General features: G+C 62.7%; 23 protein-coding genes. 8 read left to right on the top strand and 15 right to left on the bottom strand.

Going from position 1 to position 23,167, the window contains the following annotated elements; genetic code table 11:
* Positions 1-4: 4 nt before the first annotated feature.
* The 3 genes from rnhA (at position 5) to APH35_RS06900 (ending at position 3,603) form a co-directional block, all read left to right on the top strand.
* Positions 5-451: a ribonuclease HI gene (gene rnhA, locus APH35_RS06910; protein WP_003251460.1), complete on the top strand. Its 447-nt coding sequence runs from the start codon at positions 5-7 to the stop codon at positions 449-451.
* A gap of 51 nt (positions 452-502) precedes the next feature.
* On the top strand, positions 503-1,261 hold the full coding sequence (gene dnaQ, locus APH35_RS06905) for a DNA polymerase III subunit epsilon (RefSeq protein WP_012273309.1): 759 nt from the start codon (positions 503-505) through the stop codon (positions 1,259-1,261).
* Positions 1,262-1,353: 92 nt separating this feature from the next.
* On the top strand, positions 1,354-3,603 hold the full coding sequence (locus tag APH35_RS06900; protein WP_060514462.1) for an Orn/Lys/Arg decarboxylase N-terminal domain-containing protein: 2,250 nt from the start codon (positions 1,354-1,356) through the stop codon (positions 3,601-3,603).
* Here the strand turns inward: APH35_RS06900 and APH35_RS06895 are convergent.
* Positions 3,587-3,805, bottom strand: coding sequence for a hypothetical protein (locus APH35_RS06895; RefSeq protein ID WP_010954911.1), 219 nt, complete (start codon positions 3,803-3,805; stop codon positions 3,587-3,589). The two genes, APH35_RS06900 and APH35_RS06895, sit on opposite strands and share 17 nt — an antisense overlap.
* 156 nt (positions 3,806-3,961) lie before the next feature.
* On the opposite strand from APH35_RS06895, the gene chrR reads away from it, so the two are divergent.
* Complete coding sequence (gene chrR / locus APH35_RS06890; protein ID WP_012273307.1) at positions 3,962-4,522, top strand: class I chromate reductase ChrR; 561 nt, start codon at positions 3,962-3,964, stop codon at positions 4,520-4,522.
* 84 nt (positions 4,523-4,606) lie between these two features.
* Here the strand turns inward: chrR and APH35_RS06885 are convergent, their stop codons facing one another.
* Positions 4,607-6,679: a TonB-dependent receptor family protein gene (locus APH35_RS06885; protein WP_060514461.1), complete on the bottom strand. Its 2,073-nt coding sequence runs from the start codon at positions 6,677-6,679 to the stop codon at positions 4,607-4,609.
* Between the two features lie 219 nt (positions 6,680-6,898).
* Here APH35_RS06885 and APH35_RS06880 point away from each other — a divergent pair, with 219 nt between their 5' ends.
* The 3 genes from APH35_RS06880 to APH35_RS06870 are packed head-to-tail and all read left to right on the top strand — an operon-like array spanning position 6,899 to position 7,859.
* The gene (locus tag APH35_RS06880) at positions 6,899-7,147 is read left to right on the top strand and encodes a LuxR family transcriptional regulator (RefSeq protein WP_012273306.1); all 249 of its coding nucleotides are present in this window, start codon (positions 6,899-6,901) and stop codon (positions 7,145-7,147) included.
* Between the two features lie 9 nt (positions 7,148-7,156).
* On the top strand, positions 7,157-7,504 hold the full coding sequence (locus APH35_RS06875) for a head completion/stabilization protein (RefSeq protein ID WP_060514460.1): 348 nt from the start codon (positions 7,157-7,159) through the stop codon (positions 7,502-7,504).
* Positions 7,497-7,859, top strand: a complete 363-nt coding sequence (locus APH35_RS06870; protein WP_060514459.1) for a hypothetical protein — start codon at positions 7,497-7,499, stop codon at positions 7,857-7,859. The genes APH35_RS06875 and APH35_RS06870 overlap by 8 nt, the downstream gene beginning before the upstream one ends.
* Here the strand turns inward: APH35_RS06870 and APH35_RS06865 are convergent.
* Entirely contained in the window at positions 7,856-8,236 is a 381-nt protein-coding gene (locus APH35_RS06865) for a helix-turn-helix domain-containing protein (protein ID WP_012273303.1), read from the bottom strand. The genes APH35_RS06870 and APH35_RS06865 overlap by 4 nt on opposite strands.
* 179 nt (positions 8,237-8,415) lie before the next feature.
* On the opposite strand from APH35_RS06865, the gene APH35_RS06860 reads away from it, so the two are divergent.
* Entirely contained in the window at positions 8,416-8,679 is a 264-nt protein-coding gene (locus tag APH35_RS06860; RefSeq protein WP_012273302.1) for an ogr/Delta-like zinc finger family protein, read from the top strand.
* 89 nt (positions 8,680-8,768) lie between these two features.
* Here APH35_RS06860 and nuoN read toward each other — a convergent pair whose 3' ends face one another.
* The 12 genes from nuoN to APH35_RS06800 form a co-directional block, all read right to left on the bottom strand.
* Positions 8,769-10,238, bottom strand: coding sequence for an NADH-quinone oxidoreductase subunit NuoN (gene nuoN, locus APH35_RS06855; protein ID WP_012273301.1), 1,470 nt, complete (start codon positions 10,236-10,238; stop codon positions 8,769-8,771).
* A gap of 7 nt (positions 10,239-10,245) precedes the next feature.
* A complete protein-coding gene (gene nuoM, locus APH35_RS06850) occupies positions 10,246-11,778 on the bottom strand; it encodes an NADH-quinone oxidoreductase subunit M (RefSeq protein WP_012273300.1) in 1,533 nt (510 codons plus the stop codon).
* Positions 11,779-11,818: 40 nt separating this feature from the next.
* On the bottom strand, positions 11,819-13,672 hold the full coding sequence (gene nuoL, locus APH35_RS06845) for an NADH-quinone oxidoreductase subunit L (protein WP_060514458.1): 1,854 nt from the start codon (positions 13,670-13,672) through the stop codon (positions 11,819-11,821).
* On the bottom strand, positions 13,669-13,977 hold the full coding sequence (gene nuoK, locus APH35_RS06840) for an NADH-quinone oxidoreductase subunit NuoK (protein ID WP_003251446.1): 309 nt from the start codon (positions 13,975-13,977) through the stop codon (positions 13,669-13,671). The genes nuoL and nuoK overlap by 4 nt, the downstream gene beginning before the upstream one ends.
* A gap of 3 nt (positions 13,978-13,980) precedes the next feature.
* The gene (nuoJ, locus tag APH35_RS06835; RefSeq protein ID WP_060494616.1) at positions 13,981-14,481 is read right to left on the bottom strand and encodes an NADH-quinone oxidoreductase subunit J; all 501 of its coding nucleotides are present in this window, start codon (positions 14,479-14,481) and stop codon (positions 13,981-13,983) included.
* Between the two features lie 10 nt (positions 14,482-14,491).
* Complete coding sequence (gene nuoI, locus APH35_RS06830) at positions 14,492-15,040, bottom strand: NADH-quinone oxidoreductase subunit NuoI (RefSeq protein WP_003251442.1); 549 nt, start codon at positions 15,038-15,040, stop codon at positions 14,492-14,494.
* 11 nt (positions 15,041-15,051) lie between these two features.
* Positions 15,052-16,059, bottom strand: a complete 1,008-nt coding sequence (nuoH, locus tag APH35_RS06825) for an NADH-quinone oxidoreductase subunit NuoH (protein WP_012273297.1) — start codon at positions 16,057-16,059, stop codon at positions 15,052-15,054.
* Positions 16,056-18,770, bottom strand: a complete 2,715-nt coding sequence (nuoG, locus tag APH35_RS06820; RefSeq protein ID WP_012273296.1) for an NADH-quinone oxidoreductase subunit NuoG — start codon at positions 18,768-18,770, stop codon at positions 16,056-16,058. The genes nuoH and nuoG overlap by 4 nt, the downstream gene beginning before the upstream one ends.
* Positions 18,771-18,903: 133 nt before the next feature.
* Positions 18,904-20,268 carry an NADH-quinone oxidoreductase subunit NuoF gene (nuoF, locus tag APH35_RS06815; RefSeq protein ID WP_060514457.1) on the bottom strand — a complete coding sequence of 455 codons (1,365 nt, stop codon included), beginning with the start codon at positions 20,266-20,268 and terminating at the stop codon, positions 18,904-18,906.
* Positions 20,265-20,762: an NADH-quinone oxidoreductase subunit NuoE gene (nuoE, locus tag APH35_RS06810; RefSeq protein ID WP_012273294.1), complete on the bottom strand. Its 498-nt coding sequence runs from the start codon at positions 20,760-20,762 to the stop codon at positions 20,265-20,267. Before nuoE ends, nuoF begins: the two co-directional genes overlap by 4 nt.
* A 2-nt stretch (positions 20,763-20,764) precedes the next feature.
* Complete coding sequence (nuoC, locus tag APH35_RS06805) at positions 20,765-22,546, bottom strand: NADH-quinone oxidoreductase subunit C/D (protein ID WP_012273293.1); 1,782 nt, start codon at positions 22,544-22,546, stop codon at positions 20,765-20,767.
* A 79-nt stretch (positions 22,547-22,625) separates the two neighbouring features.
* The coding region (locus APH35_RS06800; RefSeq protein ID WP_060514456.1) for an NADH-quinone oxidoreductase subunit B at positions 22,626-23,167 on the bottom strand (542 nt) is incomplete at its 5' end.

Here is a 23,167-nt window from a genome sequence, read left to right as displayed (position 1 = left end):
GTACATGAGCGATAGCGTCGAGATGTTTACTGATGGTGCCTGCAAGGGCAACCCAGGCCCTGGTGGCTGGGGCGTCCTGATGATCTACAAGGGCGTCGAGAAGGAACTGTGGGGCGGCGAACGTGAGACCACCAACAACCGCATGGAGCTGATGGCCGCGATTCAGGGCCTGATGTCGCTGAAGCGCGAATGCGAGGTGGTGCTGACCACCGACTCGCAGTACGTGATGAAGGGCATCAACGAGTGGATGGTGAACTGGAAGAAGCGCGGCTGGAAGACGGCGGCCAAGGAACCGGTGAAGAACGCCGACCTGTGGCAGCAGCTTGATGAGCAGGTCAACCGCCACAAGGTGACCTGGAAGTGGGTGCGCGGCCACATCGGCCACCCCGGCAACGAGCGCGCCGACCAGCTGGCCAACCGTGGGGTCGATGAGGTACGCGCCCAGCGTTGAGCTGGGGTACAATCGCGGCCTTCGTAACTGATGCAAGTTGGAGCGCCCCGCGTGGAGCAGCAGCAAGATAAACGGTTCGTCATTCTCGATACCGAAACCACGGGTATGCCAGTTGGCGAAGGCCACCGGATCATCGAGATCGGCTGTGTCGAGGTCATCGGCCGGCGTCTGACCGGGCGGCACTTCCACGTCTACCTGCAGCCAGACCGCGAGAGTGACGAGGGCGCGATCAACGTCCACGGTATCACCGATGCCTTCCTGGTCGGCAAGCCACGCTTTGGCGATGTCGCCGAGGAGTTCTTCGAATTCATCCAGGGCGCCACGCTGGTCATCCACAACGCGGCGTTCGACGTTGGCTTCATCAACAACGAATTTGCCTTGATTGGCCAGCAGGACCGCGCCGACGTTTCGCAGCACTGCACCATCCTCGATACCCTGCTGCTGGCACGTTCGCGCCATCCGGGGCAGCGCAACAGCCTGGATGCGCTGTGCAAACGCTACGACATCGACAACTCCGGCCGTGAACTGCACGGTGCGCTGCTCGACTCGGAACTGCTGGCAGACGTTTACCTGGCCATGACCGGTGGCCAGACCAGCCTGTCGTTGGCTGGGCATGGCGCAGACGCCGAGGGTGAAGGGAGTGAGGCTGGCGGCAGCGAGATCCGCCGTATTACCGGGCGTACGCCGGGGCGGGTGATCATGGCCAGTGCCGAGGAACTGGAGGCACATGCCGAGCGCCTGGCGGCCATCGCCAAGTCGGCGGGTGGGCCTTCGATGTGGCAGGCCTTGACCGAGACGCCAGCGGGCTGATCGTTCGGCTGCCCCGGTCTGTTCGCGGGCACTGACAACACAGGTTCTACTACCCTGAGAAGGACGCCATGTCCTTCGGAGGTAGCCACCTGATGTACAAGGACCTCAAGTTCCCGATCCTCATCGTCCACCGTGCTATCAAGGCTGACAGTGTCGCCGGGGAGCGCGTGCGGGGCATCGCCGAGGAACTGCGCCAGGACGGTTTCGCCATTCTGGCCGCCGCCGACCACGCCGAAGCGCGCCTGGTTGCCGCCACTCACCACGGCCTGGCCTGCATGCTGATTGCCGCCGAAGGAGTTGGCGAAAACACCCACCTGCTGCAGAACATGGCCGAGCTGATCCGCCTGGCGCGCATGCGCGCGCCCGACTTGCCGATCTTCGCCTTGGGCGAGCAGGTGACCCTGGAAAACGCCCCTGCCGAAGCCATGAGCGAGCTCAACCAGCTGCGTGGCATCCTTTACCTGTTCGAAGACACCGTGCCGTTTCTCGCCCGCCAGGTGGCGCGTGCCGCACACACCTACCTTGACGGTCTGCTGCCACCGTTCTTCAAGGCCCTGGTGCAGCATACCGCGCAGTCCAACTATTCCTGGCATACCCCGGGCCATGGCGGTGGCGTGGCCTATCATAAAAGCCCGGTAGGCCAGGCCTTCCACCAGTTCTTCGGGGAAAACACCCTGCGCTCGGACCTGTCTGTTTCAGTGCCGGAGCTGGGCTCGCTGCTCGACCACACAGGCCCCTTGGCCGAAGCCGAGGCCAGGGCGGCGCGCAACTTCGGTGCCGACCACACCTTCTTCGTCATCAATGGCACCTCCACAGCCAACAAGATTGTCTGGCACGCCATGGTCGGTCGCGACGACCTGGTGTTGGTGGACCGCAACTGCCATAAGTCAGTGGTGCACGCGATCATCATGACCGGCGCCATTCCGCTGTACCTGTGCCCAGAGCGCAACGAGCTGGGCATCATCGGCCCGATCCCGCTCAGCGAGTTCAGCCCCGAGGCAATCGAGGCGAAGATCCAGGCCAACCCCCTTGCCCATGGCCGTGGGCAACGTATCAAGCTGGCGGTAGTGACCAACTCCACCTATGACGGGCTGTGCTACCACGCCGGGATGATCAAGCAGGCCCTGGGTGCCAGCGTGGAAGTACTGCACTTCGACGAGGCCTGGTTCGCTTATGCGGCGTTTCACGGCTTCTTCACCGGGCGCTATGCCATGGGCACTGCCTGCGCAGCCGACAGCCCGCTGGTGTTCAGCACCCATTCCACCCACAAGCTGCTGGCGGCGTTCAGCCAGGCCTCGATGATCCATGTGCAGGACGGGGCCAGGCGGCAGCTGGACCGGGACCGCTTCAACGAAGCGTTCATGATGCATATCTCGACTTCGCCGCAGTACAGCATCCTTGCCTCGCTGGACGTGGCCTCGACCATGATGGAAGGGCAGGCCGGGCATTCGCTGTTGCAAGAAATGTTCGATGAGGCGCTGAGTTTTCGTCGTGCCCTGGCCAACCTGCGCGAGCACATTGCTGCGGATGACTGGTGGTTCAGTATTTGGCAGCCGCCCAGCACTGAAGGCATCCAGCCCTTGGCCGCGCAGGACTGGCTGCTGCAGCCGGGGGCGCAGTGGCATGGCTTTGGTGAGGTGGCGGACGGCTACGTGTTGCTCGACCCTCTGAAGGTGACCCTGGTAATGCCGGGGCTGAGTGCGGGCGGTGTGCTGGGTGAGCATGGCATCCCGGCGGCGGTGGTCAGCAAGTTTCTCTGGGAGCGCGGGCTGGTGGTGGAAAAAACCGGCTTGTACAGCTTCCTGGTGCTGTTTTCCATGGGCATCACCAAGGGCAAGTGGAGCACCTTGCTTACCGAACTGCTGGAGTTCAAGCGCCACTATGACGGCAATACACCGCTGAGCAGTTGCCTGCCGAGTGTGGGGGCTGCCGATGCCTCACGCTACCGGGGCATGGGCCTGCGCGACCTGTGTGAACAGTTGCATGACTGCTACCGTGCCAATGCCACGGCCAAGCAGCTGAAGCGGGTGTTCACGCGTTTGCCGGAGGTGGCCGTGAGCCCCGCTCGGGCTTATGACCAGATGGTACGTGGCGAGGTGGAAGCGGTGCCGATCGAAGCTTTGCTGGGCCGTGTGGCCGCGGTGATGCTGGTGCCGTACCCGCCCGGTATTCCGTTGATCATGCCGGGAGAGCGGTTCACCGAGGCGACCCGCTCGATACTTGACTACTTGGCCTTCGCCCGAGCCTTCAACCAAGGCTTTCCGGGGTTTGTCGCGGATGTTCACGGCCTGCAGAACGAAAATGGCCGCTACACCGTGGATTGCATCATGGAATGCGAGTGATCTCGACGCCGGAGCGCGCCAGTTCGAAACGGTTTTCGCCCAAGTGGTTGACCTTGTCGCCGATGGCAAGGCGGTAGGTGGTGATGGGGGCGCCCAGCGTGCTGCCGTCGAGTTGCAGGGTGGACTCCTGGAACTCGTGCACGGGGTAGATGCGGCCTTCGGCGTCACGGGCGTGGAATTGGCCGACCATTACTGCTGCCATTTGGGTGGAAACCTCTGAATTACGTAGGAAATGTCTAAAGGCATAGACCGTGAAACAGCCTCGGAAGTTTTCGCCCTGCGGAAAAAAAACCAAAGTGCCGAGGAACGGTCATCTATAACTACAACGTCTCTTTACCCCGCAAAGGTTGGAATTGCCATGAGCCAGGTGTATTCGGTAGCAGTCGTCGTTGGTAGCTTGCGCAAGGAGTCCTACAACCGCAAGGTCGCCCGCGCACTTTCAGAGCTGGCGCCGTCCAGCCTTGCCCTGAAAATCGTCGAGATTGGTGATTTGCCGTTGTACAACGAAGATGTCGAGGCCGATGCGCCGCCAGAGGCCTGGAAGCGTTTTCGCGAGGAGATCCGCCGCAGCGATGCGGTGCTGTTCGTCACGCCGGAATACAACCGCTCGGTGCCGGGCTGCCTGAAAAACGCCATCGATGTGGGCTCGCGCCCCTATGGGCAAAGCGCCTGGAGTGGCAAGCCGACAGCGGTGGTGAGTGTGTCGCCGGGGGCTATTGGTGGCTTTGGCGCCAACCATGCCGTGCGTCAGTCGCTGGTGTTTCTCGATATGCCTTGCATGCAGATGCCAGAGGCTTATATCGGCGGTGCGGCGAGCCTGTTCGAGGATTCGGGCAAGCTCAACGACAAGACCCGGCCATTCTTGCAGGCGTTTGTCGACAAGTTCGCTTCGTGGGTGAAGTTGAACAGGGCGGTCTGATCCGCAGTCGTTGGGTAGGTGCTTTGCAGGAGCAGCCTTGTGCTGCGAAGAGGCTGCTCCTACATAAAGCGTGCGCGGTGAGTTCTAGCGGAAGCTATAGGAAACCCCGGCGTATACGCCAAACCCTTCGCCCGGCGTCGAGCGGGCGTTGTCCTTGCCGGCGTCGTTGTAGGCCGGCGTCACCGTGGCCGCATAGCGCTTGTTGGTCAGGTTGCGCAAATCCAGCCAGGTTTGCCAGTCCTGCTTAGGTGAGTCCCAGCCCAGCCGCGCGCCGAGCAAGGCATATTCGTCGGCGTGGTAGCTATTGGCATAGTCCACTTGCACCTTCGACGCCATCTGCGTGTTGAGCCCGGCGTAGAAGCCGCTCGGCCAGTCATAGCGCAGCTCGGCCTGGTAGTAGTGCATAGGGATGCCAGGCAGGCGGTTATCACCGAACGTGTCGTCATCACGGTAGTGGAAATCGCTGAACGTGTAGGCCTGGCGCAGGCTCAGTTTGCCGGTACCGGCGCGTTCCCACAGGGTGCTGTCAAGGCCGGCTTCGACGCCCTGGTGCACGGTGGCACTGGCGTTGAATTCTGAGGTGAAGTTCGGCACTACCTCAACGGCCAGCAATTCGTGGCGCACCTGCGAGTAGTACCAGGCCAGGTCCCAGCGGCCAACCTCCGAATCGCCACGGGCACCCAGCTCCAGGGTGGTGGCGGTCTGGTTCTGCATTTCGATCGGCTGGATCTGCTTGCCGCCTGTGCTGGGGGCGCTCCAGATCAGTGACCACGGGTGCGGCGGTTCTACCGAGCGGCTCAGGTTACCGTACACCTGCAGGTCCGGGCGAATGTCGTAGCGCAGCCCCAGGCGTGGTGCATAGTCCCAGTCATGCATGCTCACCTTGCCGCCTTCGGCGGGGTAGGTCACGTCACTTTCCCGGCGGGTGTAAATCATTGCCAGGCCGGTGGTCAGCCACAGGTTGGGGGCCAGCTCCAGGTCGTTGCCGAGATGCAGTACGGTGTCCGAGCCCTGGTAGGTGAAGTCGCGGGTGCGCTCACCGAACACATCGCCAATGCGGGTAAATTGTGAGGCGCCGCTGTTGGGCAGGTGCTTGGTGGTGCGCCAGCCAATGGTGGTCTTGCTTTCGTGGCCAAGCAGCGTGTCGCGACGGAAATAGTTCAGCGTGCCGCTGACATCGGTGTAGGCGACCTTCAGGCGCATCGGGCCTTCACGCAGGTCCATCGGGTAATCGTGATAAACCAGGCCGGCTTCCAGGCGCGCATCGTCGTCGAGGTAGAAGGTGGTCTTGTTGCCCACCCAGGTGCTGCCTGGCTGCGGGCGGCTGTCGTCGCGGGCCAGATAGGCCGGGTTGGCCGCGCGCGGGTGGTGCTTGATCTGGTCTTTGGTCAGGCGCCCGGCCAGTTCGTTTTCGGTTTCCCGGTAACGCAGGTAGAAGCGGGTTTCCAGGTTCGGGTTGAAGCGGTAACCGACATTGGCGGCAACACCCTTGGCGCTGCCGCTGCTGTGCGTCTGGTAGCCGTCGTATTCCGAATCGGTCAGGGCCACGTAGTAGTCGAGGTTGCCCAGCACTTGGCCCGAGCTGATGTGCCGGTGCTGGTAACCACGGCTGCCAACCTCATAGCGTACTTGCAGCGGTGCGGCGTCGTAGCCAGTGTGCGTGACATAGTTGATCGCGCCACCCAAGGCCAGGGAGCCTTGGTCGAAGCCATTGGCGCCGCGCAACACCTCGGCTCGGCTGAGCCATAGCGGCTCGAACAGCTCGTAAGGGGTGCCGCCCGGGCCGGTCAGCGGCAGGCCGTCGAACATTGTGTACACCCCAGAGCCGTGCGCACCCGGCGCACGGTTGATGCCCGAGCCGCGGATCGACAGCTTGATGCCGTCGTTGCCTGCCGATTGGGCGAACACCCCAGGCTGGTAGGCCAGCACGTCCTGGTTGCTGGCCACTCGGCCTTGCCCCACGCGCTGCATGTCCACCAGGTTGCTGGCCCCCGGTATTTCACGCAGGCGCTCGCTGACTGCCGTCAGCTCGTTCTGCTCCTCGTCGGTGATCAGGACCTGGCCCAATTCGACCGAAGACGCCCCCAGGGCGGGCTGGCTGGCGGCCAAGGCAGCCAGCAGACCGAGGCAGGGCGAGAGGGGTAAATCGGCACGCATTGTACGACTCCAGGCGAAAGGCGAATGGACAACGGCGTTGAGACGAGCGAAATGCGGCTTGGAGCACGAGGAAGTAAGCAAATCTTTTGTAACCATCGTCAGACGGTTTTGTACGAAAGTTCTTTACAAGCCACGCAAGTGGAAGCGGATGGCCTGCGCTTCGTAAGGTGACTGCAGATCGGCAGCGATGCCTTGTTCAATCACCTGTGGAGTTCATACATGACTGACAACGCTCGATACTCGCAGCAACCCCCGGCGGACGCCCCGGTGCGTCTGACGCCTCGTGAACGGCAGGTCCTGTTGTGGTGTGCCTACGGCAAGAGTTCGTGGGAGATCGGCCGGATTCTTGACTGCAAGGAGTCGACGGTGAACTTCCACGTGTCCAACATCCTGCGCAAATTCGATGTGCCTACCCGCGTGGTAGCGGTGATCAAAGCCATTCGCTACGGCTTGCTGGCCGAGCAATGAGGGGGACGCATGACCAACGATCTGCGGTTACCGCGCTTTGCCGATTGCCATGACCCTTTCTGGCCACGGGTAGACCTGGACAGGTTGCGTGAGCGCCTGCAATTGCAGCGGTCTGTCAGTGAAGCTGTGCTGGAACTTGCCGCGCGCTGCGCCGCCATCGACGCAGCACGTGAATTCGCCCGTTGGCGGGCAGTATTACGAGACCGGGGTTACAAGCGCCTCGAGGATGTGGCCGGGCACGAGCATGGGCGCGCGTTACGGGTGTGCTACATCCGTTTTGTCGAGGCTGCTGTCATGCATAGCCTAGGTTCTACAGCCTACCTGCCAGTGTCGCGCCGAGGGCTTGCCCATGCCTGAGCAATTTGTTTTCGACCAATTGCCCGCGGCAATGGTGGCGTTGCTGGGTGTGGATGGCTATGTACTGTTCGCCGCGCTACTGGGGGCTTTGCTGGTGAGTGCCGCGCGCGACCGCTTGATCACCAACATGACCAAGCGCCTGAAACTGGGCAAGAAACTGTTGCTGGTCTTCGTGACCGTGGGAGTGGGCCACTTGTTCGAACCGCTGGTTTCGTCATTGGTGCCTTTGCTGACCCGGGGGATGGCTGGATTCGTCGCGGCAGTGGTGGTGATTCCCATCAGCCTCAAAGTCATGGTCCTGGTGGATACGCTGGACCCGCGAGAACTGCTGCAGCGTTGGCGTCGTCGGAGTTAACCATTGGCCACTGCACCAAGCGCATTCAGTTGCTGTTCCAGTTGCTGGATACGCTGCTTGTCCTTGACGAACAACAAGATGGCTTGACGATCGCAGGGCGATAACGTGCGCAGCCGTTCAAGCATATCGCACTCCCAGCCTGCGTCATCCGGGCCGGCGGTGTTGTGCTCGGCCTGGCCTAGCAATAGCCAGTCCAGTGAACACGCATGCTGCCGGGCAATTTCTATGCAAAGTGAGTATGGGACGCTGTCGCGAACCTTCCAACTGCTCAGTGTCTGTGGGCTGATGGACAGCGCGCGTGACAGCTCGGCATCTGTCTGGGCGCCAGTGAGAAGCTTAAGGCGCGTGAGCACCGCAGCAAGTACGTGAGTACTCATAACAAATATCCATGACTGGTTTATTAATATTCCATGGGCTTAAACTACTCGTTATGAATACAGCCCTGCGTTTTAAGGAGCATTCCTGAAATGAGACACATCGAGTTAAAGAATACACTAGCAGTTGCAGTCAATTCTGACAGAAAGGTTGGCCTGAGCAATGCTAGTAGGTACTTGCCGTGAGTACTTACAAATTGGTTTGCCCGCACTGCCACAGCCGGATGCGCATACGTACAAGTGAAGGGCGCCATATTTTCCTGCGAATTGCTTATTTGCAATGCACCACCGAAGCGTGTGGCTGGTCAGTGCGCGCCGAATTCGAAATGACCCATGAACTCTCCCCTAGCGGTATGCCCAACCCGGAAGTGTACCTGCCTTCGGCCAATGGTGATTTGCGCAAAGCCGCCCTGCCGGGCGCGGGCCAGGGCAGCCCGATTGATTAGGCACTCTTGGGTGCAGGCAGTAGAACGTGCAGATAAAAAAACACCCCGCCTAGGCGGGGTGTTTTGTTTTACCGAGGCTGCCGGGGCGATCAGCCGATCAGTTGCAGGCCCGCTTGCTGAACCAGTTCCAGCAGTGGCTGCGGGTATACGCCCAGCACGAAAGCAAGAATGGCGATGGCCAGCAGCATGACGCCGCCGGTGCGCTGTTCCCACTTCAGCGGGGCGTCGTGGCGACGCAGGTTCGGCTCGACCAGGTACAGGGTCACCATGACACGCAGGTAGTAGTAAACGCCGATGGCGCTACCGATCACCAGCGCACCGACCAGCCACCACAGGTGCGACTCGACGCCGGTGGCGATGATGTAGAACTTGCCGATGAAACCAGCGGTCAGCGGGATGCCCGCCAGCGACAGCATCATCACGGTCAGTACCGCGGTCAGGTACGGACGGCGCCAGAACAGGCCGCGGTACTCGTACAGTGCGTCGGCGTCACGGCCGCCGTAGGGCGAGGACATCAGGGTGATGACACCGAAGGCGCCCAGGCTGGTGATCACGTAGGTGACCAGGTACACGCCCATGGCTTCCAGGGCCAGGCCCTTGCTGGCGACCAGCGCGATGACCAGGTAACCGAAGTGGGCGATGGACGAGTAACCCAGCAGACGCTTGAGGTTGCTCTGGGTCAGCGCCAGCAGGTTACCAATCAGGATCGAGGCCACGGCGATCACCGCCAGCACGGTGCTCAACACGCCGCTGCTGGCAGCAGGGGAGAGCATGAACAGGCGCACGACCACGGCGAATACTGCCACCTTGCTGGCGGTTGCCAGGAACGCGGCGACAGGTGCCGGGGCGCCTTCGTATACGTCCGGGGTCCACAGGTGGAACGGTACCAGCGACAGCTTGAAGGCCAGGCCGACCAGCATCATGCCCAGGCCCAGTTGGGCCACCAGGCTTGGCATGCTGGTGGTAGCCAGGGCCTTGCCGATCTGGTCGAAGCTGAGGCTGCCGGCGTCGGCGTACAGCAGGGCCATGCCGAACAGCAGGAACGCCGAGCCTGCGGCCGACAGCACCATGTACTTGATGCCGGCTTCCAGCGAGCGTTTGTTGAAGAACGCATAGGCCACCAGGCCATAGACCGGTACCGACAGCAGCTCCAGGCCAATGAACAGGCCGGCCAGGTGGTTGGCGCTGACCAGCACCAGGCCACCGAGGGCCGACATCAGCAGCAGCAGGTACAGTTCTTCACGGTTGCCCGGGAAACCTTTGGAGCCTTCGCCGAGGTAGGCGTGAGCGAGGGTGACGCAGGCCAGCGTGGCGACCAGGATGATCGCCATGTACAAGCAGGCGAACTTGTCGATGGTGATCAGCGGGGTGACCGCCAGCGGCGCAACCTTCAGCGCCGGCAGGATCGACAGCAGGGCCAGGTTCAGGCCCACGGTGGACAGCAGGAAGGTCTGCGAGTGGTTGCGCTTCCAGGCGATCGCCAGCATCACCACCACCGTGGTGATGGTGGTGATCAGCATCGGCGCCAATGCGATGAAGTGTTGAGTGGTGAATTCCATAGCGCTCTTACCGGGCCGAAGCGAGTTGAGTGAAAGCGGAACCGAGCCACTGCTGCACACCACTCATGGTGGCGGCAGAGGTGTCGAGGAACGGCTGCGGATACACGCCCAGCAGGATCAGCAATACCGCCAGACCCAGGACCATGATCAGTTCGCGACCGTCCATGCCGGCCAGCACGGTATCGCTCTTGGCCGGGCCAAAGTAGGCGCGGTGGATCATGATCAGCGAGTACACCGAACCGAACACCAAACCTGTGGTGGCAATCACGGTGATCCACGGTACATGCACGAAGCTGCCGATCAGGATCAGGAACTCGCCGACGAAGTTACCGGTGCCAGGCAGGCCCAGCGATGCGGCGGCGAAGAACAGGCTGATAGCCGGCAGGTAAGCGATGCGGTGCCACAGGCCGCCCATTTGACGCATGTCACGGGTGTGCAGGCGCTCGTACAGCTGGCCGGACAGGATGAACAGCGCGGCAGCCGACAGGCCGTGGGCCAGCATCTGGATCACAGCGCCTTGCAGGGCCTGCTGGCTGCCGGAGTAGATGCCGATCAGCACGAAGCCCATGTGCGAGACGCTGGAGAACGCGATCAGGCGCTTGATGTCGGTTTGTGCGAAGGCCAGGAAAGCACCGTAGAAGATACCGATCAGGCCCAGGGTCATGGCGATGGGCGCAAACTCGGCCGAGGCATTCGGGAACAGCGGCAGGGCGAAGCGCAGCAGGCCGTAGGCCGCAGTCTTCAGCAAGATACCCGCCAGGTCCACGGAACCTGCGGTCGGTGCCTGGGCGTGAGCATCAGGCAGCCAGGAGTGAAACGGCACGACCGGCAGCTTCACCGCGAAGGCAATGAAGAAGCCCAGCATCAGCACGTACTCGACGCCGGCTGGTAGCTCGGCCTTCAGCAGGTCGCTGTAGTTGAACGTGAGCACGCCGGTGGTGTTGTAGTTGACCAGCACCAGGCCCAGGATCGCCACCAGCATGATCAGGCCGCTGGCCTGGGTGAAGATGAAGAACTTGGTCGCCGCGTAGATCCGGGTTTTCTTGCCGTCTGCCGAGCTGTGACCCCAGAGCGCGATGAGGAAGTACATCGGCACCAGCATCATTTCCCAGAAGAAGAAGAACAGGAACAGGTCCAGGGCCAGGAACACACCGACCACGCCGCCGAGGATCCACATCAGGTTGAGGTGGAAGAAGCCGACGTGGCGCTGGATCTCTTTCCAGGAACACAGTACCGACAGCACACCGAGCAGGCCGGTGAGCAGGATCATCAGCAGCGACAGGCCGTCGAGGGCCAAGTGGATGCTGATACCGAAGCGCTTGATCCACTCGACTTTGTATTCGAGTGCCCAGGCAGGTTCGGCGCCCGGAGCAGGGGCCAGGGTGTAGTCGCCGGTGCCCCACAGCCACAGGCCGATGCCAAGCAGCAGGGACATGGTCAGCAGCGCGATCCAGCGCGGCAGGGTGGCGCCGAAGCGCTCACCCAGCCAGCACAGGAAGCCGCCGATGAAGGGGATCAGGATCAGCCAAGGCAAAATCATGACGGGTTGGTTTCCTTTGGCAAAGTCGCAAGATTCAGAGTCATACCGCAGCCACTACCACAGCACCGAGCACCAGCACGGCACCCACGGCGATAGAGGCGGTGTACCAGCGCAGTTGGCCAGTCTCGGTCTTGCTCATGGCGACGTGGCCGCCACGCGCCATCCGAGGAATCAGGCCGATGGTGCGGTCAACCGGGTCCTTGCGCAGGATGTGGCTGATCAGCAGGTACGGTTTGACGAAAAGCTTGTCGTAGATCCAGTCGAAGCCCCAGGCGGCGAACCACCAGGCCGACAGGACGCGGCCGATGCCACTGTTGGCCACTGCGCTGACGAAGCGGCGCTTGCCCAGGAACAGCAGGGCCGACAACAGGATACCGGCAATGGCGATGGCACCCGAGGTGATCTCCAGCGCGTGCTTGGCTTCGCCACCGGCGTGGCCGGCACTTTCCGGCAGCACGCCTGCCAGTGGCGGGGTGATCCAGGCACCGACGAAGGTCGACAGCACGATCAGCACGCCCAGCGGCAGCCAGTGGCTGATGCCGTGGCCAGCATGGGCTTCGGTCTTGGCTTCGCCGTGGAAGGCGATGAAGATCAGGCGGAAGGTGTACAGCGAGGTCATGAACGCGCCCACCAGGCCAGCGTACAGCAAGCCGGTGTTGCCGCTGGCGAAGGCTTCCCAGAGGATCTCGTCCTTGGAGTAGAAGCCCACGGTCACGATCGGCAGGGCAGCCAGGGCTGCGCCACCGACCACGAAGCTGGCGTAGGCCAGTGGCAGTTTCTTCCACAGGCCACCCATCTTGAAGATGTTCTGCTCGTGGTGGCAGGCAACGATCACCGCACCGGAGGCAAGGAACAGCAGGGCCTTGAAGAAGGCGTGGGTCATCAGGTGGAAGATCGCCGCGTCCCAGGCACCTACGCCCAGGGCCAGGAACATGTAGCCGATCTGGCTCATGGTCGAGTAGGCGAGGATACGCTTGATGTCGGTTTGCACCAACGCGGCGAAGCCGGCCAGCACCAGGGTCACACCACCGACCACACCTACCAGGTGCAGGATGTCCGGTGCCAGCAGGAACAGGCCGTTGGTACGGGCGATCAGGTACACGCCCGCGGTCACCATGGTAGCGGCGTGGATCAGTGCCGAAACCGGGGTCGGGCCCGCCATCGCGTCGGCCAGCCAGGTCTGCAGTGGCAGCTGGGCCGATTTACCCACCGCACCACCCAGCAGCATCAGCGTTGCCAGCACCATCCAGGTGTCGCCAGCCTGGAACTTCTGTGGTGCCAGCACCAGCAGTTCCTGCACGTTCAGGGTACCCAGCTGGGCGAACAGGATGAACAGGCCGATGGCCATGAACACGTCGCCGATGCGGGTGACGATGAATGCCTTGAGTGCCGCGTTACCGTTGTTGCGGTTGCTGTAGTAGAAACCGATCAACAGGTACGAGCACAGGCCCACGCCTTCCCAGCCGAAGTAGATGAACAGCAGGTTGTCGCCAAGGATCAGGAACAGCATGCTGGCGATAAACAGGTTGGTGTACGAGAAGAAGCGCGAGTAGCCCGCTTCGCCGCGCATGTACCAGGACGCGAACAGGTGGATCAGGAAGCCGACACCGGTCACCACGCCGAGCATGGTGACCGACAGGCCGTCCAGGTACAGGGTGAAGTTCGGCGCGAAGCCGTCCACCGACATCCATTGCCACAGCAGCTGGCTGTAGGCGCCGCCTTCAGGCGGGGCAACGTTGAATTGCCAGATGACGTAGGCGGCGGTCGCGGCCGACAGGCCTACCGAGCCGACGCCGATCAGGGCGGACAGGTTCTCCGAGAACCGCCCGCGCGAGAACGACAGCAGCAGGAAGCCGACGAGGGGGAAGACGAAAGTCAGGAAGAGAAGGTTCATCCGCGCATCTCACTGGCAGCATCGATGTCGAGAGTGTGGAAGCGGCGATACAGCTGCAGCAGGATGGCCAGGCCAATACTGGCCTCGGCGGCTGCCAGGCTGATCACCAGAATGAACATCACCTGGCCGTCGGGCTGGACCCAACGGGCACCGGCGACGACGAACGCCAGGGCAGAGGCGTTCATCATGACTTCCAGGCTCATGAGCACGAAGAGGATGTTGCGGCGGACCATCAGGCCAACCAGACCTAAGCAGAACAGGATACCGGCGACCGCCAGACCATGCTCGAGAGGGATAGCACCCATGATTTACTCCTTCGCCTCGTTGCGGCCCAGGTGGAAGGCGGTGACGGCTGCAGCCAGCAGCAGCATCGAAGCCAGTTCGACCACCAGCAGGTACGGGCCGAACAGGCTGATGCCCACTTCTTTCGGGCCCACGGTGGTGCCACTGATGCCAGCGCCGCTCGGGGTGACGAACAGCACGTACAGCAGCTCTGCCAGCAGCAGGGCGCCCAGGATTACCGGCCCTGCCCAGATACCGGGCTTGAGCCAGCCGCGTTCCTGGGCGACCGAAGCCGGCCCGAGGTTGAGCATCATCACGACGAACACGAACAGCACCATGATGGCGCCGGCGTAGGCGATCACTTCCAGGGCGCCGGCGAACGGCGCACCCAGGGAGAAGAAGATCATGGCCACGGAAATCAGCGAAATGATCAGGTAAAGCAAGGCGTGCACGGGGTTGGTGCCGGTAACCACCCGAAGGGTGGAGACCACGGCGATCCCGGATGCGAAGTAGAAAGCGAATTCCATCTTTCTGTCCTTATGGGAGCAAGCTCTTCACGTTGATCGGCTCGGCTTCGTTCTGTGCAGAGCCCTTCGGCTTGCCAGCGATCGCCATACCCGCAACACGGTAGAAGTTGTAGTCAGGGTTCTTGCCGGGGCCGGAGATCAGCAGATCTTCTTTCTCGTACACCAGGTCCTGACGCTTGAACTCGGCCATTTCGAAATCCGGGGTCAGCTGGATCGCGGTGGTCGGGCACGCTTCTTCACACAGGCCGCAGAAAATGCAACGCGAGAAGTTGATGCGGAAGAACTCCGGGTACCAGCGGCCGTCCTCGGTCTCGGCCTTCTGCAGCGAAATGCAGCCAACCGGGCAGGCCACCGCGCAGAGGTTGCACGCTACGCAGCGCTCCTCGCCATCGGGGTCGCGGGTAAGGACGATGCGGCCGCGGTAGCGCGGCGGCAGGTACACGGGCTCTTCGGGGTACTGCAGGGTGTCGCGCTTGCGAAACCCGTGGGAGAACACCATGGCCAGGCTGCGCAGCTGTGTGCCGGTGCCCTTAACGATGTCGCCGATATACTTGAACATGGGTCAAATCCTCACTGGGCCGCGACGGCTGGCGTGTTGTAGAGCACGATCGCAGCGGTCACCAGCAAATTGATCAGGGTCAGCGGCAGGCAGAACTTCCAGCTGAAGTCCATCACCTGGTCATAGCGCGGGCGCGGGATCGAGGCGCGCAGCAGGATGAACAGCATGATGAAGAACGCGGTCTTCAAGGCGAACCACAGGAACGGCACTTGCGGCAGAATGCCGAACGGGCCGTGCCAGCCGCCGAAGAACAGGGTTACCAGCAGCGCCGAGATGAGGATGATGCCGATGTACTCACCGACGAAGAACATGCCCCATTTCATGCCGGCATACTCGATGTGGTAGCCGTCGGCCAGTTCCTGTTCTGCTTCTGGCTGGTCGAACGGGTGACGGTGAGTCACGGCGACGCCAGCGATGAAGAAGGTGCAGAAGCCGAAGAACTGCGGAATGATGAACCACAGGTTCTGCGCCTGGTACTCGACGATGTCGCGCATGTTGAAGGAGCCTACCTGTACCACCACGCCCATCAGCGCCAGGCCCAGGAACACTTCGTACGACACGGTCTGTGCCGAAGCACGCAAGCTGCCCAGCAGGGCGTACTTGTTGTTCGACGACCAGCCAGCGAACAGCACCGCGTAGACCGACAGGCCGGCCATGGCGAAGAAGAACAGCAGGCCGATGTTCAGGTCGGCAACGCCCCAGCCCGGTGTGATCGGGATGATCGAGAAGCCGATCAGCAGGGCGCTCATGGCCACGACCGGCGCCAGGGTGAAGATCATCTTGTCGACGAAGGGCGGGTTCCAGTCTTCCTTGAAGAACATCTTCAGCATGTCGGCGGCGATCTGGAACATGCCGAACGGGCCGACACGGTTCGGACCGTAACGGTCCTGCCACCAGCCCAGCAGACGGCGCTCGACGAAGCTGAGCAGGGCGCCGCAGACCACCACGGCCAGCAGCACCACGATAGCCTTGACGACCTGGATGATCACATCGATCACTTCGGGGGTGAACCAGCTCATTGTGCTGCCTCCTGCAGGCCTTCGACGGATGCACCGAAGATGGCAGGCGGGATGCCGGCCAGGCCTTTCGGCAACGCGACCAGGCCAGCGCCCAGCTCTTCATTGATACGCAGCGGCAGGCGCAGGGCCACACCGGCCACGTTCAGGCTCAGCATCGCGCCGTCGTTGACACCCAGGCGGTCGGCTTCGGACTTGGCCAGGGCCACGTAGGCAGCCGGGATGCGCTGTTGCACCGGGGCGGCGCGCGACGAGCTTTCTTCGCTGCCGAACAGGTGGAAGAACGGCACGGCAGTCCAGGTGCCACGGGCCGGGTTGAAAGCACCCGGAATGGCGTTGAACCAGTTCAGACGGTCGCCTTGCGATTCGATCAGGCGCACACCTGGGTCACCGGCGCGCAGGTGGCCACCGACTTCGTCCTGGAACTTGTTCCAGGCTTGCGGCGAGTTCCAGCCCGGCGACCAGGCGAACGGCACCTGCTGGCGCGGTTCGGCCGAGCCCGAGTAGCCTTCCATGGAGAAGGCGAACGCGGTGTCCTTGTCTTGCGGGGTACGTGGCTCGTGCACGCTGATGTTGGCGCGCATGGCGGTACGACCGGAGTAGCGCAGCGGCTCACGGGCCAGTTTCATGCCCTTGATGCGGAATGCGGCGCTTGGTGCGGCGTTGACGATGCCGGCCAGTTGCGGGGCGGCTTCGGCGCAGGCGCTGGTAACGTGGTCCAGCTGGGTCCAGTCGACCGGCTTGTTCAGCAGGGTGGCACGCAGGGCGTGCATCCAGCGCCAGCCTTCGTGGATCTGGATGCTGCTGTCCAGGTACTGCGGGTCGAACACCTGGAAGAAGCGCTGGGCACGGCCTTCCTGGCTGACCAGGGTGCCGTCGCCTTCGGCGAACGAGGCGGCCGGCAGCACCAGGTGGGCGCGGTCGACAGTCGGGGTTTTCGAGTGGTCGGCAACGATCACCACCTTGGCGGCAGCCAGGGCTGCGTCAACCTTGGCGGCCGGTACGCGGGCGTACAGGTCGTTTTCCAGCACGACGATGGCGTCGGCCTTGCCGCTGATGACCGCATCCAGGGCAGCATCGACGGACTCGCCACCAAGCATGGCCAGGCCGATGCTGTTGGCCTCAGGCACCACCAGGCTCAGCGAGCCGTTTTTCTCGCGCAGCTTCAGGGCCTTGGCGATGTTGGCGGCGGCTTCGATCAGCGCCGGGTCGGCCAGGGAAGTACCGGCAACCACCAGTGGGCGCTTGGCGGCCACCAGGGCGTCGGCGATGCGCTGGGCCAGGGCCTTGGCTTCGTCGTCCAGGCCGGCGACTGCCGGTGCGCTCGGGTCGATGGCGTGGGCCACGGCGAAACCGATGCGGGCGAGGTCGGCCGGGGCTGCGTGTACGCACTCTTCGGCGACGTCGTCGAGCTTGGTTTCTGCCAGGGAGGCGATGAACAGCGGGTACAGTGCGTGCTGGCCGATGTTCTTGACCGCAGCGTCGAGCCAAGGCTGGACCTTCATGGCTTCGGCCATGGCCTCGGCCTTGCCTTTGGTGGCCTGGCGCACGGCCAGGGCAACGCGGGCAGCGGTCTGGGTCAGGTCTTCACCGAGCACGAACACCGCGTCGTGATCTTCGATGTCGCGCAGGGTCGGTACTGGCAGCGGGCTGTTGTTCAGCACGTTCAGGGCCAGGCGTACGCGTGCCAGTTCGCCAGCTTCCATGCCGGAGTAGAAGTACTCGGCGCCGACCAGCTCACGCAGGCCGTAGTTGCTTTCGAGGCTGGCGCGTGGCGAGCCGATACCAACGATGGTGCGGCCGCGCAGCAGGTCGGCGGCTTTGTCCAGGGCGGCGTCCAGGCCCAGCTTGGTGCCATCGGCCAGGTGTGGCTGGCGTGGGCGGTCCTTGCGGTTGACATAGCCGTAGCCGAAGCGGCCACGGTCGCACAGGAAGTACTGGTTGACCGAGCCGTTGAAGCGGTTTTCGATACGGCGCAGCTCGCCGTAGCGTTCACCCGGGCTGATGTTGCAGCCGCTGGAGCAGCCATGGCAGATGCTTGGGGCGAACTGCATGTCCCACTTGCGGTTGTAGCGCTCGGAGTGGGTCTTGTCGGTGAACACGCCGGTTGGGCAGACCTCGGTCAGGTTGCCGGAGAATTCGCTTTCCAGCACGCCGTCTTCGACGCGGCCGAAGTACACGTTGTCGTGGGCGCCGTATACGCCCAGGTCGGTGCCACCGGCGTAGTCCTTGTAGTAGCGCACGCAGCGGTAGCAGGCGATGCAGCGGTTCATCTCATGGGCGATGAACGGGCCGAGGTCCTGGTTCTGGTGGGTACGCTTGGTGAAACGGTAGCGGCGCTCGTTGTGGCCGGTCATTACCGTCATGTCCTGCAGGTGGCAGTGACCGCCTTCCTCGCACACTGGGCAGTCGTGCGGGTGGTTGGTCATCAGCCATTCGACGACGCTGGCGCGAAACGCCTTGGATTCTTCGTCTTCGATGGAGATCCAGGTGCCGTCGGAAGCAGGGGTCATGCAGGACATGACGATACGACCACGGGTGTCGTTCTCGTCGGTGTACTGCTTGACCGCGCACTGCCGGCAGGCGCCAACGCTACCGAGCGCCGGGTGCCAGCAGAAATAAGGGATGTCGAGGCCTAGCGACAGACATGCCTGTAACAGGTTGTCTGCACCGTTGACTTCGAGCGCTTTGCCGTCTACGTGGATAGTGGCCATTGTTCAAAGTTCTTCGTTGGCCCGCGTGAGCGGGCGTGGCTAATGGAAATCGGTGAGCTTGCGACACGCCGCGAATGAATCGGGCCTGCCGGCAAGCTGGCGAGTGGCACGGACCACCCGCCTAATCATCTTGTTATGCGCCGACCACGATCGGCTTGGCCAGGTTAGGGCGCAGGGTGTCACCAGCGGAGGCTGGCGCGACACCGGCTTCGAACTCGGACCGGAAGTATTTGATGGCACTGCCCAGCGGCTCGACGGCACCTGGTGCGTGAGCACAGAAGGTACGGCCAGGGCCGAGGAAGTTGACCAGCCCCAGCAGTGTCTCGATGTCTTCGGCGCGGCCCTGACCTTTCTCCAGCGCACGCAGCATCTTCACGCTCCACGGCAGGCCGTCACGGCAGGGTGTGCACCAGCCGCACGACTCACGGGCGAAGAACTCTTCCATGTTGCGCAGCAGCGAAACCATGTTGATGCTGTCGTCCACCGCCATGGCCAAGCCAGTACCCATACGGGTGCCGACCTTGGCGATGCCGCCGGCGTACATTTGTGCGTCGAGGTGCTCGGGCAGCAGGAAACCAGTACCGGCGCCGCCTGGCTGCCAGCACTTGAGCTTGAAGCCGTCGCGCATGCCGCCGGCGTAGTCTTCGAACAACTCGCGAGCGGTGACGCCGAATGGCAATTCCCACAGGCCTGGGTTCTTCACCTTGCCGGAGAAGCCCATCAGCTTGGTACCGTGGTCTTCGCTGCCTTCACGGGCCAGCGACTTGTACCAGTCGTTGCCATTGGCGACGATGGCCGGCACGTTGCACAGGGTTTCGACGTTGTTCACGCACGTCGGCTTGCCCCATACGCCCACGGCGGCAGGGAAGGGCGGCTTGGAACGCGGGTTGGCGCGGCGGCCTTCCAGCGAGTTGATCAGCGCGGTTTCTTCACCGCAGATGTAGCGGCCGGCACCGGTGTGCACGAACAGCTCGAAATCGAAACCAGAGCCCAGGATGTTCTTGCCCAAGAGGCCTGCGGCCTTGGCTTCATCGATCGCACGGTTGAGGTTTTTCGCTGCGGTGGTGTATTCGCCACGCAGGAAGATGTAGCCACGGTAGGCCTTCAGGGCGCGGGCGCTGATCAGCATGCCCTCGACCAGCAGATGGGGCTGTTGCTCCATCAGCATGCGGTCCTTCCAGGTGTTGGGCTCCATTTCGTCCGCGTTGCACAGCAGGTAGCGGATGTTCATGGATTCGTCTTTGGGCATCAGGCCCCACTTCACACCCGTGGGGAAGCCTGCGCCACCACGGCCCTTGAGGCCGGAGTCCTTGACCGCTTGCACGATATCGTCCTGCGGCATCTGCGCCAGCGCCTTGCGGGCTGCGGCGTAGCCGTTTTTCGATTCGTACTCGGCCAGCCATACTGGCTCGCCATCGTCACGCAGGCGCCAGGTCAGCGGATGAGTTTCGGCCGAACGCGCGATGCGGTTGGCCGGGCCGAAGGAAGTGATGGTCATACGTAACCCTCCAGCAGTTTGGTGACGCCAGCGGGCTGCACGTCGCCAAAGGTGTCATCGTCGATCATCAGCGCCGGGGCCTTGTCGCAGTTGCCCAGGCAGCACACTGGCAGCAGGGTGAAGCGGCCGTCGGCGGTAGTCTGGCCGAGGCCGATGCCCAGCTCGCTCTGGATCTGGCTGACGACCGACTCGTGGCCGCCGATGTAGCAGACCATGCTGTCGCACACACGGATGATGTGGCGGCCGACCGGCTGGCGGAAGATCTGGCTGTAGAAGGTGGCCACGCCCTCGACGTCGCTGGCCGGGATGCCCAGCACTTCGCCGATGGCGTGGATGGCGCCGTCCGGCACCCAGCCACGTTCTTTCTGGACGATCTTCAGGGCTTCGATGGACGCCGCGCGCGGGTCCTCGTAGTGATGCATCTCGTGCTCGATGGCCGAGCGCTCTGTTTCGCTCAGGGCGAAACGGTCTGTCTGGATAAGCGTGCTGTTCATGCTTAGCGGTCCACGTCAGCCATAACGAAGTCGATACTGCCCAGGTACGCAATGAGGTCGGCGACCATGCTGCCTTTGATCACCGAAGGGATCTGCTGCAGGTGCGGGTAGCTCGGGGTACGGATCCGGGTGCGGTAGCTCATGGTGCCGCCATCGCTCGTCAGGTAGTAACTGTTGATGCCCTTGGTCGCCTCGATCATCTGGAACGACTCGTTGGCCGGCATGACCGGGCCCCACGAGACTTGCAGGAAGTGCGTGATCAAGGTTTCGATGTGCTGCAGGGTGCGCTCTTTCGGCGGCGGCGTGGTCAGCGGGTGATCCGCCTTGTACGGGCCTTCCGGCATGTTGCGCAGGCACTGGTCGATGATGCGGATACTCTGGCGCATCTCCTCGACACGGACCATGCAGCGATCGTAGGCATCGCCGTTGTGGGCCAGCGGTACTTCGAACTCGAAGTTCTCGTAGCCGGAGTACGGGCGGGCTTTACGCAGGTCGAAGTCGCAACCGGTGGAGCGCAGGCCGGCACCGGTGGTGCCCCATTCCAGCGCTTCTTTGGTGTTGTACGCGGCAACGCCAATGGTACGGCCCTTGAGGATGCTGTTCTGCAGGGCAGCCTTGGTGTATTCGTCGAGGCGCTTGGGCAGCCATTCGACGAAGTCCTTGACCAGCTTGTCCCAGCCGCGTGGCAGGTCGTGGGCGACGCCACCGATGCGGTACCAGGCCGGGTGCAGGCGGAAACCGGTGATCGCTTCGATCACGGTGTAGGCGCGCTGGCGGTCGGTGAAGGTGAAGAATACCGGGGTCATGGCGCCCACGTCCTGGATATAGGTACCCAGGAACAGCAGGTGGCTGGTGATGCGGAAGAACTCGGCGAGCATGATGCGAATCACGTCGACTTTTTGCGGCACTTTGATGCCGGCGAGTTTTTCCACTGCCAGTACGTACGGCAGGTTGTTCATCACCCCGCCGAGGTAGTCGATGCGGTCGGTGTAGGGGATGAAACTGTGCCAGGACTGGCGCTCGGCCATTTTCTCGGCGCCACGGTGGTGGTAGCCGATGTCCGGTACGCAGTCGACGATCTCTTCACCGTCCAGCTGCAGGACGATACGGAACGCACCGTGCGCCGAGGGGTGGTTGGGGCCGAGGTTGAGGAACATGTAGTCCTCGTTGGCGCCCTGACGCTTCATGCCCCAGGCTTCCGGGTTGAAACGCGCCGATTCCTCTTCAAGCTGCTGCTTGGCCAGGGTCAGGCTGTAGGGGTCGAACTCGGTGGCGCGGGCTGGGTAGTCCTTGCGCAGCGGGTGACCTTCCCAGGTCGGCGGCATCATGATGCGGCTGAGGTGCGGGTGGCCGGCAAAGTCGATGCCGAACATGTCCCACACTTCGCGCTCGTACCAGTTGGCGTTTGGCCAGATACCGGTCACGGTCGGCAGGTTCAGGTCGCCTTCGCTGAGCGACACCTTGATCATCACGTCGCTGTTACGCTCGACCGACAACAGGTGGTAGAACACGCTGAAGTCGGCGGCCGGCAGGCCACGGCGCTGGGTGCGCAGGCGTTCGTCCACGCCGTGCAGGTCGTACAGCATGCTGTAAGGCTTGGCGACACCGCGCAGGAAGCTGAGCACCTCTTTGAGCTGGGCGCGTTTGACCCACAGCACGGGCATGCCGGTGCGGGTTTCCTGGGCGACGAATGCTTCGGCGCCAAAACGGTTGTTCAGTTCGACGACCACATCTTGGTCGTCAGCCTTGTAGGGCGGAATGAAAATAGCGTTGTCCGCTGTCATGGTCTCGGTCGCTTTGGGTCAACGTTAAGAATGAAGCCAGGCCGCCGGCTCCCTCGGGAGCGGGCGGCAGGTCGCTGGATCAGACTTCGTCGGGGCTGCGCAGGTTGGTTACTGCAATGCGCTGCTCACGACGCAGGTCTTTCTGGGCTGGCATCTCGGCACGGTAAATACCTTGATCACCAACAACCCAGGAAAGCGGGCGTCGTTCTTGGCCGATCGACTCCTGCAACAGCATCAAGCCTTGCAGGAAAGCCTCAGGGCGTGGCGGGCAGCCAGGCACATAGACGTCCACGGGAAGGAACTTGTCGACCCCCTGAACGACCGAGTAGATGTCGTACATGCCGCCGGAGTTGGCGCACGAACCCATGGAGATGACCCACTTCGGCTCGAGCATCTGCTCATACAGGCGCTGAATGATCGGCGCCATTTTGACGAAGCAGGTACCGGCGATGACCATGAAGTCGGCCTGACGCGGCGAGGCCCGGATGACTTCGGCGCCGAAGCGGGCGATGTCGTGGGGTGCCGTGAAGGCCGTGGTCATTTCCACGTAGCAGCAGGACAGGCCGAAGTTGTACGGCCAGAGGGAGTTCTTGCGACCCCAGTTGACCGCGCCACGCAGCA

The sequence above is a fragment of the Pseudomonas sp. NBRC 111132 genome, from assembly GCF_001320565.1.
Taxonomy (GTDB): Bacteria; Pseudomonadota; Gammaproteobacteria; order Pseudomonadales; family Pseudomonadaceae; genus Aquipseudomonas; species Aquipseudomonas putida_P.
Note: the sequence above shows the minus strand (reverse complement) of the source record. Positions and strands in the feature narration are given on the sequence as shown.

Bases quoted from the DNA above. Each gene is read 5' to 3' on its own strand.
- rnhA (WP_003251460.1), top strand. From the start codon at position 5: ATGAGCGATAGCGTCGAGATGTTTACTGATGGTGCCTGCAAGGGCAAC.
- APH35_RS06900 (WP_060514462.1), top strand. From the start codon at position 1,354: ATGTACAAGGACCTCAAGTTCCCGATCCTCATCGTCCACCGTGCTATC.
- APH35_RS06895 (WP_010954911.1), bottom strand. From the start codon at position 3,805: ATGGCAGCAGTAATGGTCGGCCAATTCCACGCCCGTGACGCCGAAGGC.
- chrR (WP_012273307.1), top strand. From the start codon at position 3,962: ATGAGCCAGGTGTATTCGGTAGCAGTCGTCGTTGGTAGCTTGCGCAAG.
- APH35_RS06885 (WP_060514461.1), bottom strand. From the start codon at position 6,679: ATGCGTGCCGATTTACCCCTCTCGCCCTGCCTCGGTCTGCTGGCTGCC.
- APH35_RS06880 (WP_012273306.1), top strand. From the start codon at position 6,899: ATGACTGACAACGCTCGATACTCGCAGCAACCCCCGGCGGACGCCCCG.
- APH35_RS06875 (WP_060514460.1), top strand. From the start codon at position 7,157: ATGACCAACGATCTGCGGTTACCGCGCTTTGCCGATTGCCATGACCCT.
- APH35_RS06870 (WP_060514459.1), top strand. From the start codon at position 7,497: ATGCCTGAGCAATTTGTTTTCGACCAATTGCCCGCGGCAATGGTGGCG.
- APH35_RS06865 (WP_012273303.1), bottom strand. From the start codon at position 8,236: ATGAGTACTCACGTACTTGCTGCGGTGCTCACGCGCCTTAAGCTTCTC.
- nuoN (WP_012273301.1), bottom strand. From the start codon at position 10,238: ATGGAATTCACCACTCAACACTTCATCGCATTGGCGCCGATGCTGATC.
- nuoM (WP_012273300.1), bottom strand. From the start codon at position 11,778: ATGATTTTGCCTTGGCTGATCCTGATCCCCTTCATCGGCGGCTTCCTG.
- nuoL (WP_060514458.1), bottom strand. From the start codon at position 13,672: ATGAACCTTCTCTTCCTGACTTTCGTCTTCCCCCTCGTCGGCTTCCTG.
- nuoK (WP_003251446.1), bottom strand. From the start codon at position 13,977: ATGGGTGCTATCCCTCTCGAGCATGGTCTGGCGGTCGCCGGTATCCTG.
- nuoJ (WP_060494616.1), bottom strand. From the start codon at position 14,481: ATGGAATTCGCTTTCTACTTCGCATCCGGGATCGCCGTGGTCTCCACC.
- nuoI (WP_003251442.1), bottom strand. From the start codon at position 15,040: ATGTTCAAGTATATCGGCGACATCGTTAAGGGCACCGGCACACAGCTG.
- nuoH (WP_012273297.1), bottom strand. From the start codon at position 16,059: ATGAGCTGGTTCACCCCCGAAGTGATCGATGTGATCATCCAGGTCGTC.
- nuoG (WP_012273296.1), bottom strand. From the start codon at position 18,770: ATGGCCACTATCCACGTAGACGGCAAAGCGCTCGAAGTCAACGGTGCA.
- nuoF (WP_060514457.1), bottom strand. From the start codon at position 20,268: ATGACCATCACTTCCTTCGGCCCGGCCAACCGCATCGCGCGTTCGGCC.
- nuoE (WP_012273294.1), bottom strand. From the start codon at position 20,762: ATGAACAGCACGCTTATCCAGACAGACCGTTTCGCCCTGAGCGAAACA.
- nuoC (WP_012273293.1), bottom strand. From the start codon at position 22,546: ATGACAGCGGACAACGCTATTTTCATTCCGCCCTACAAGGCTGACGAC.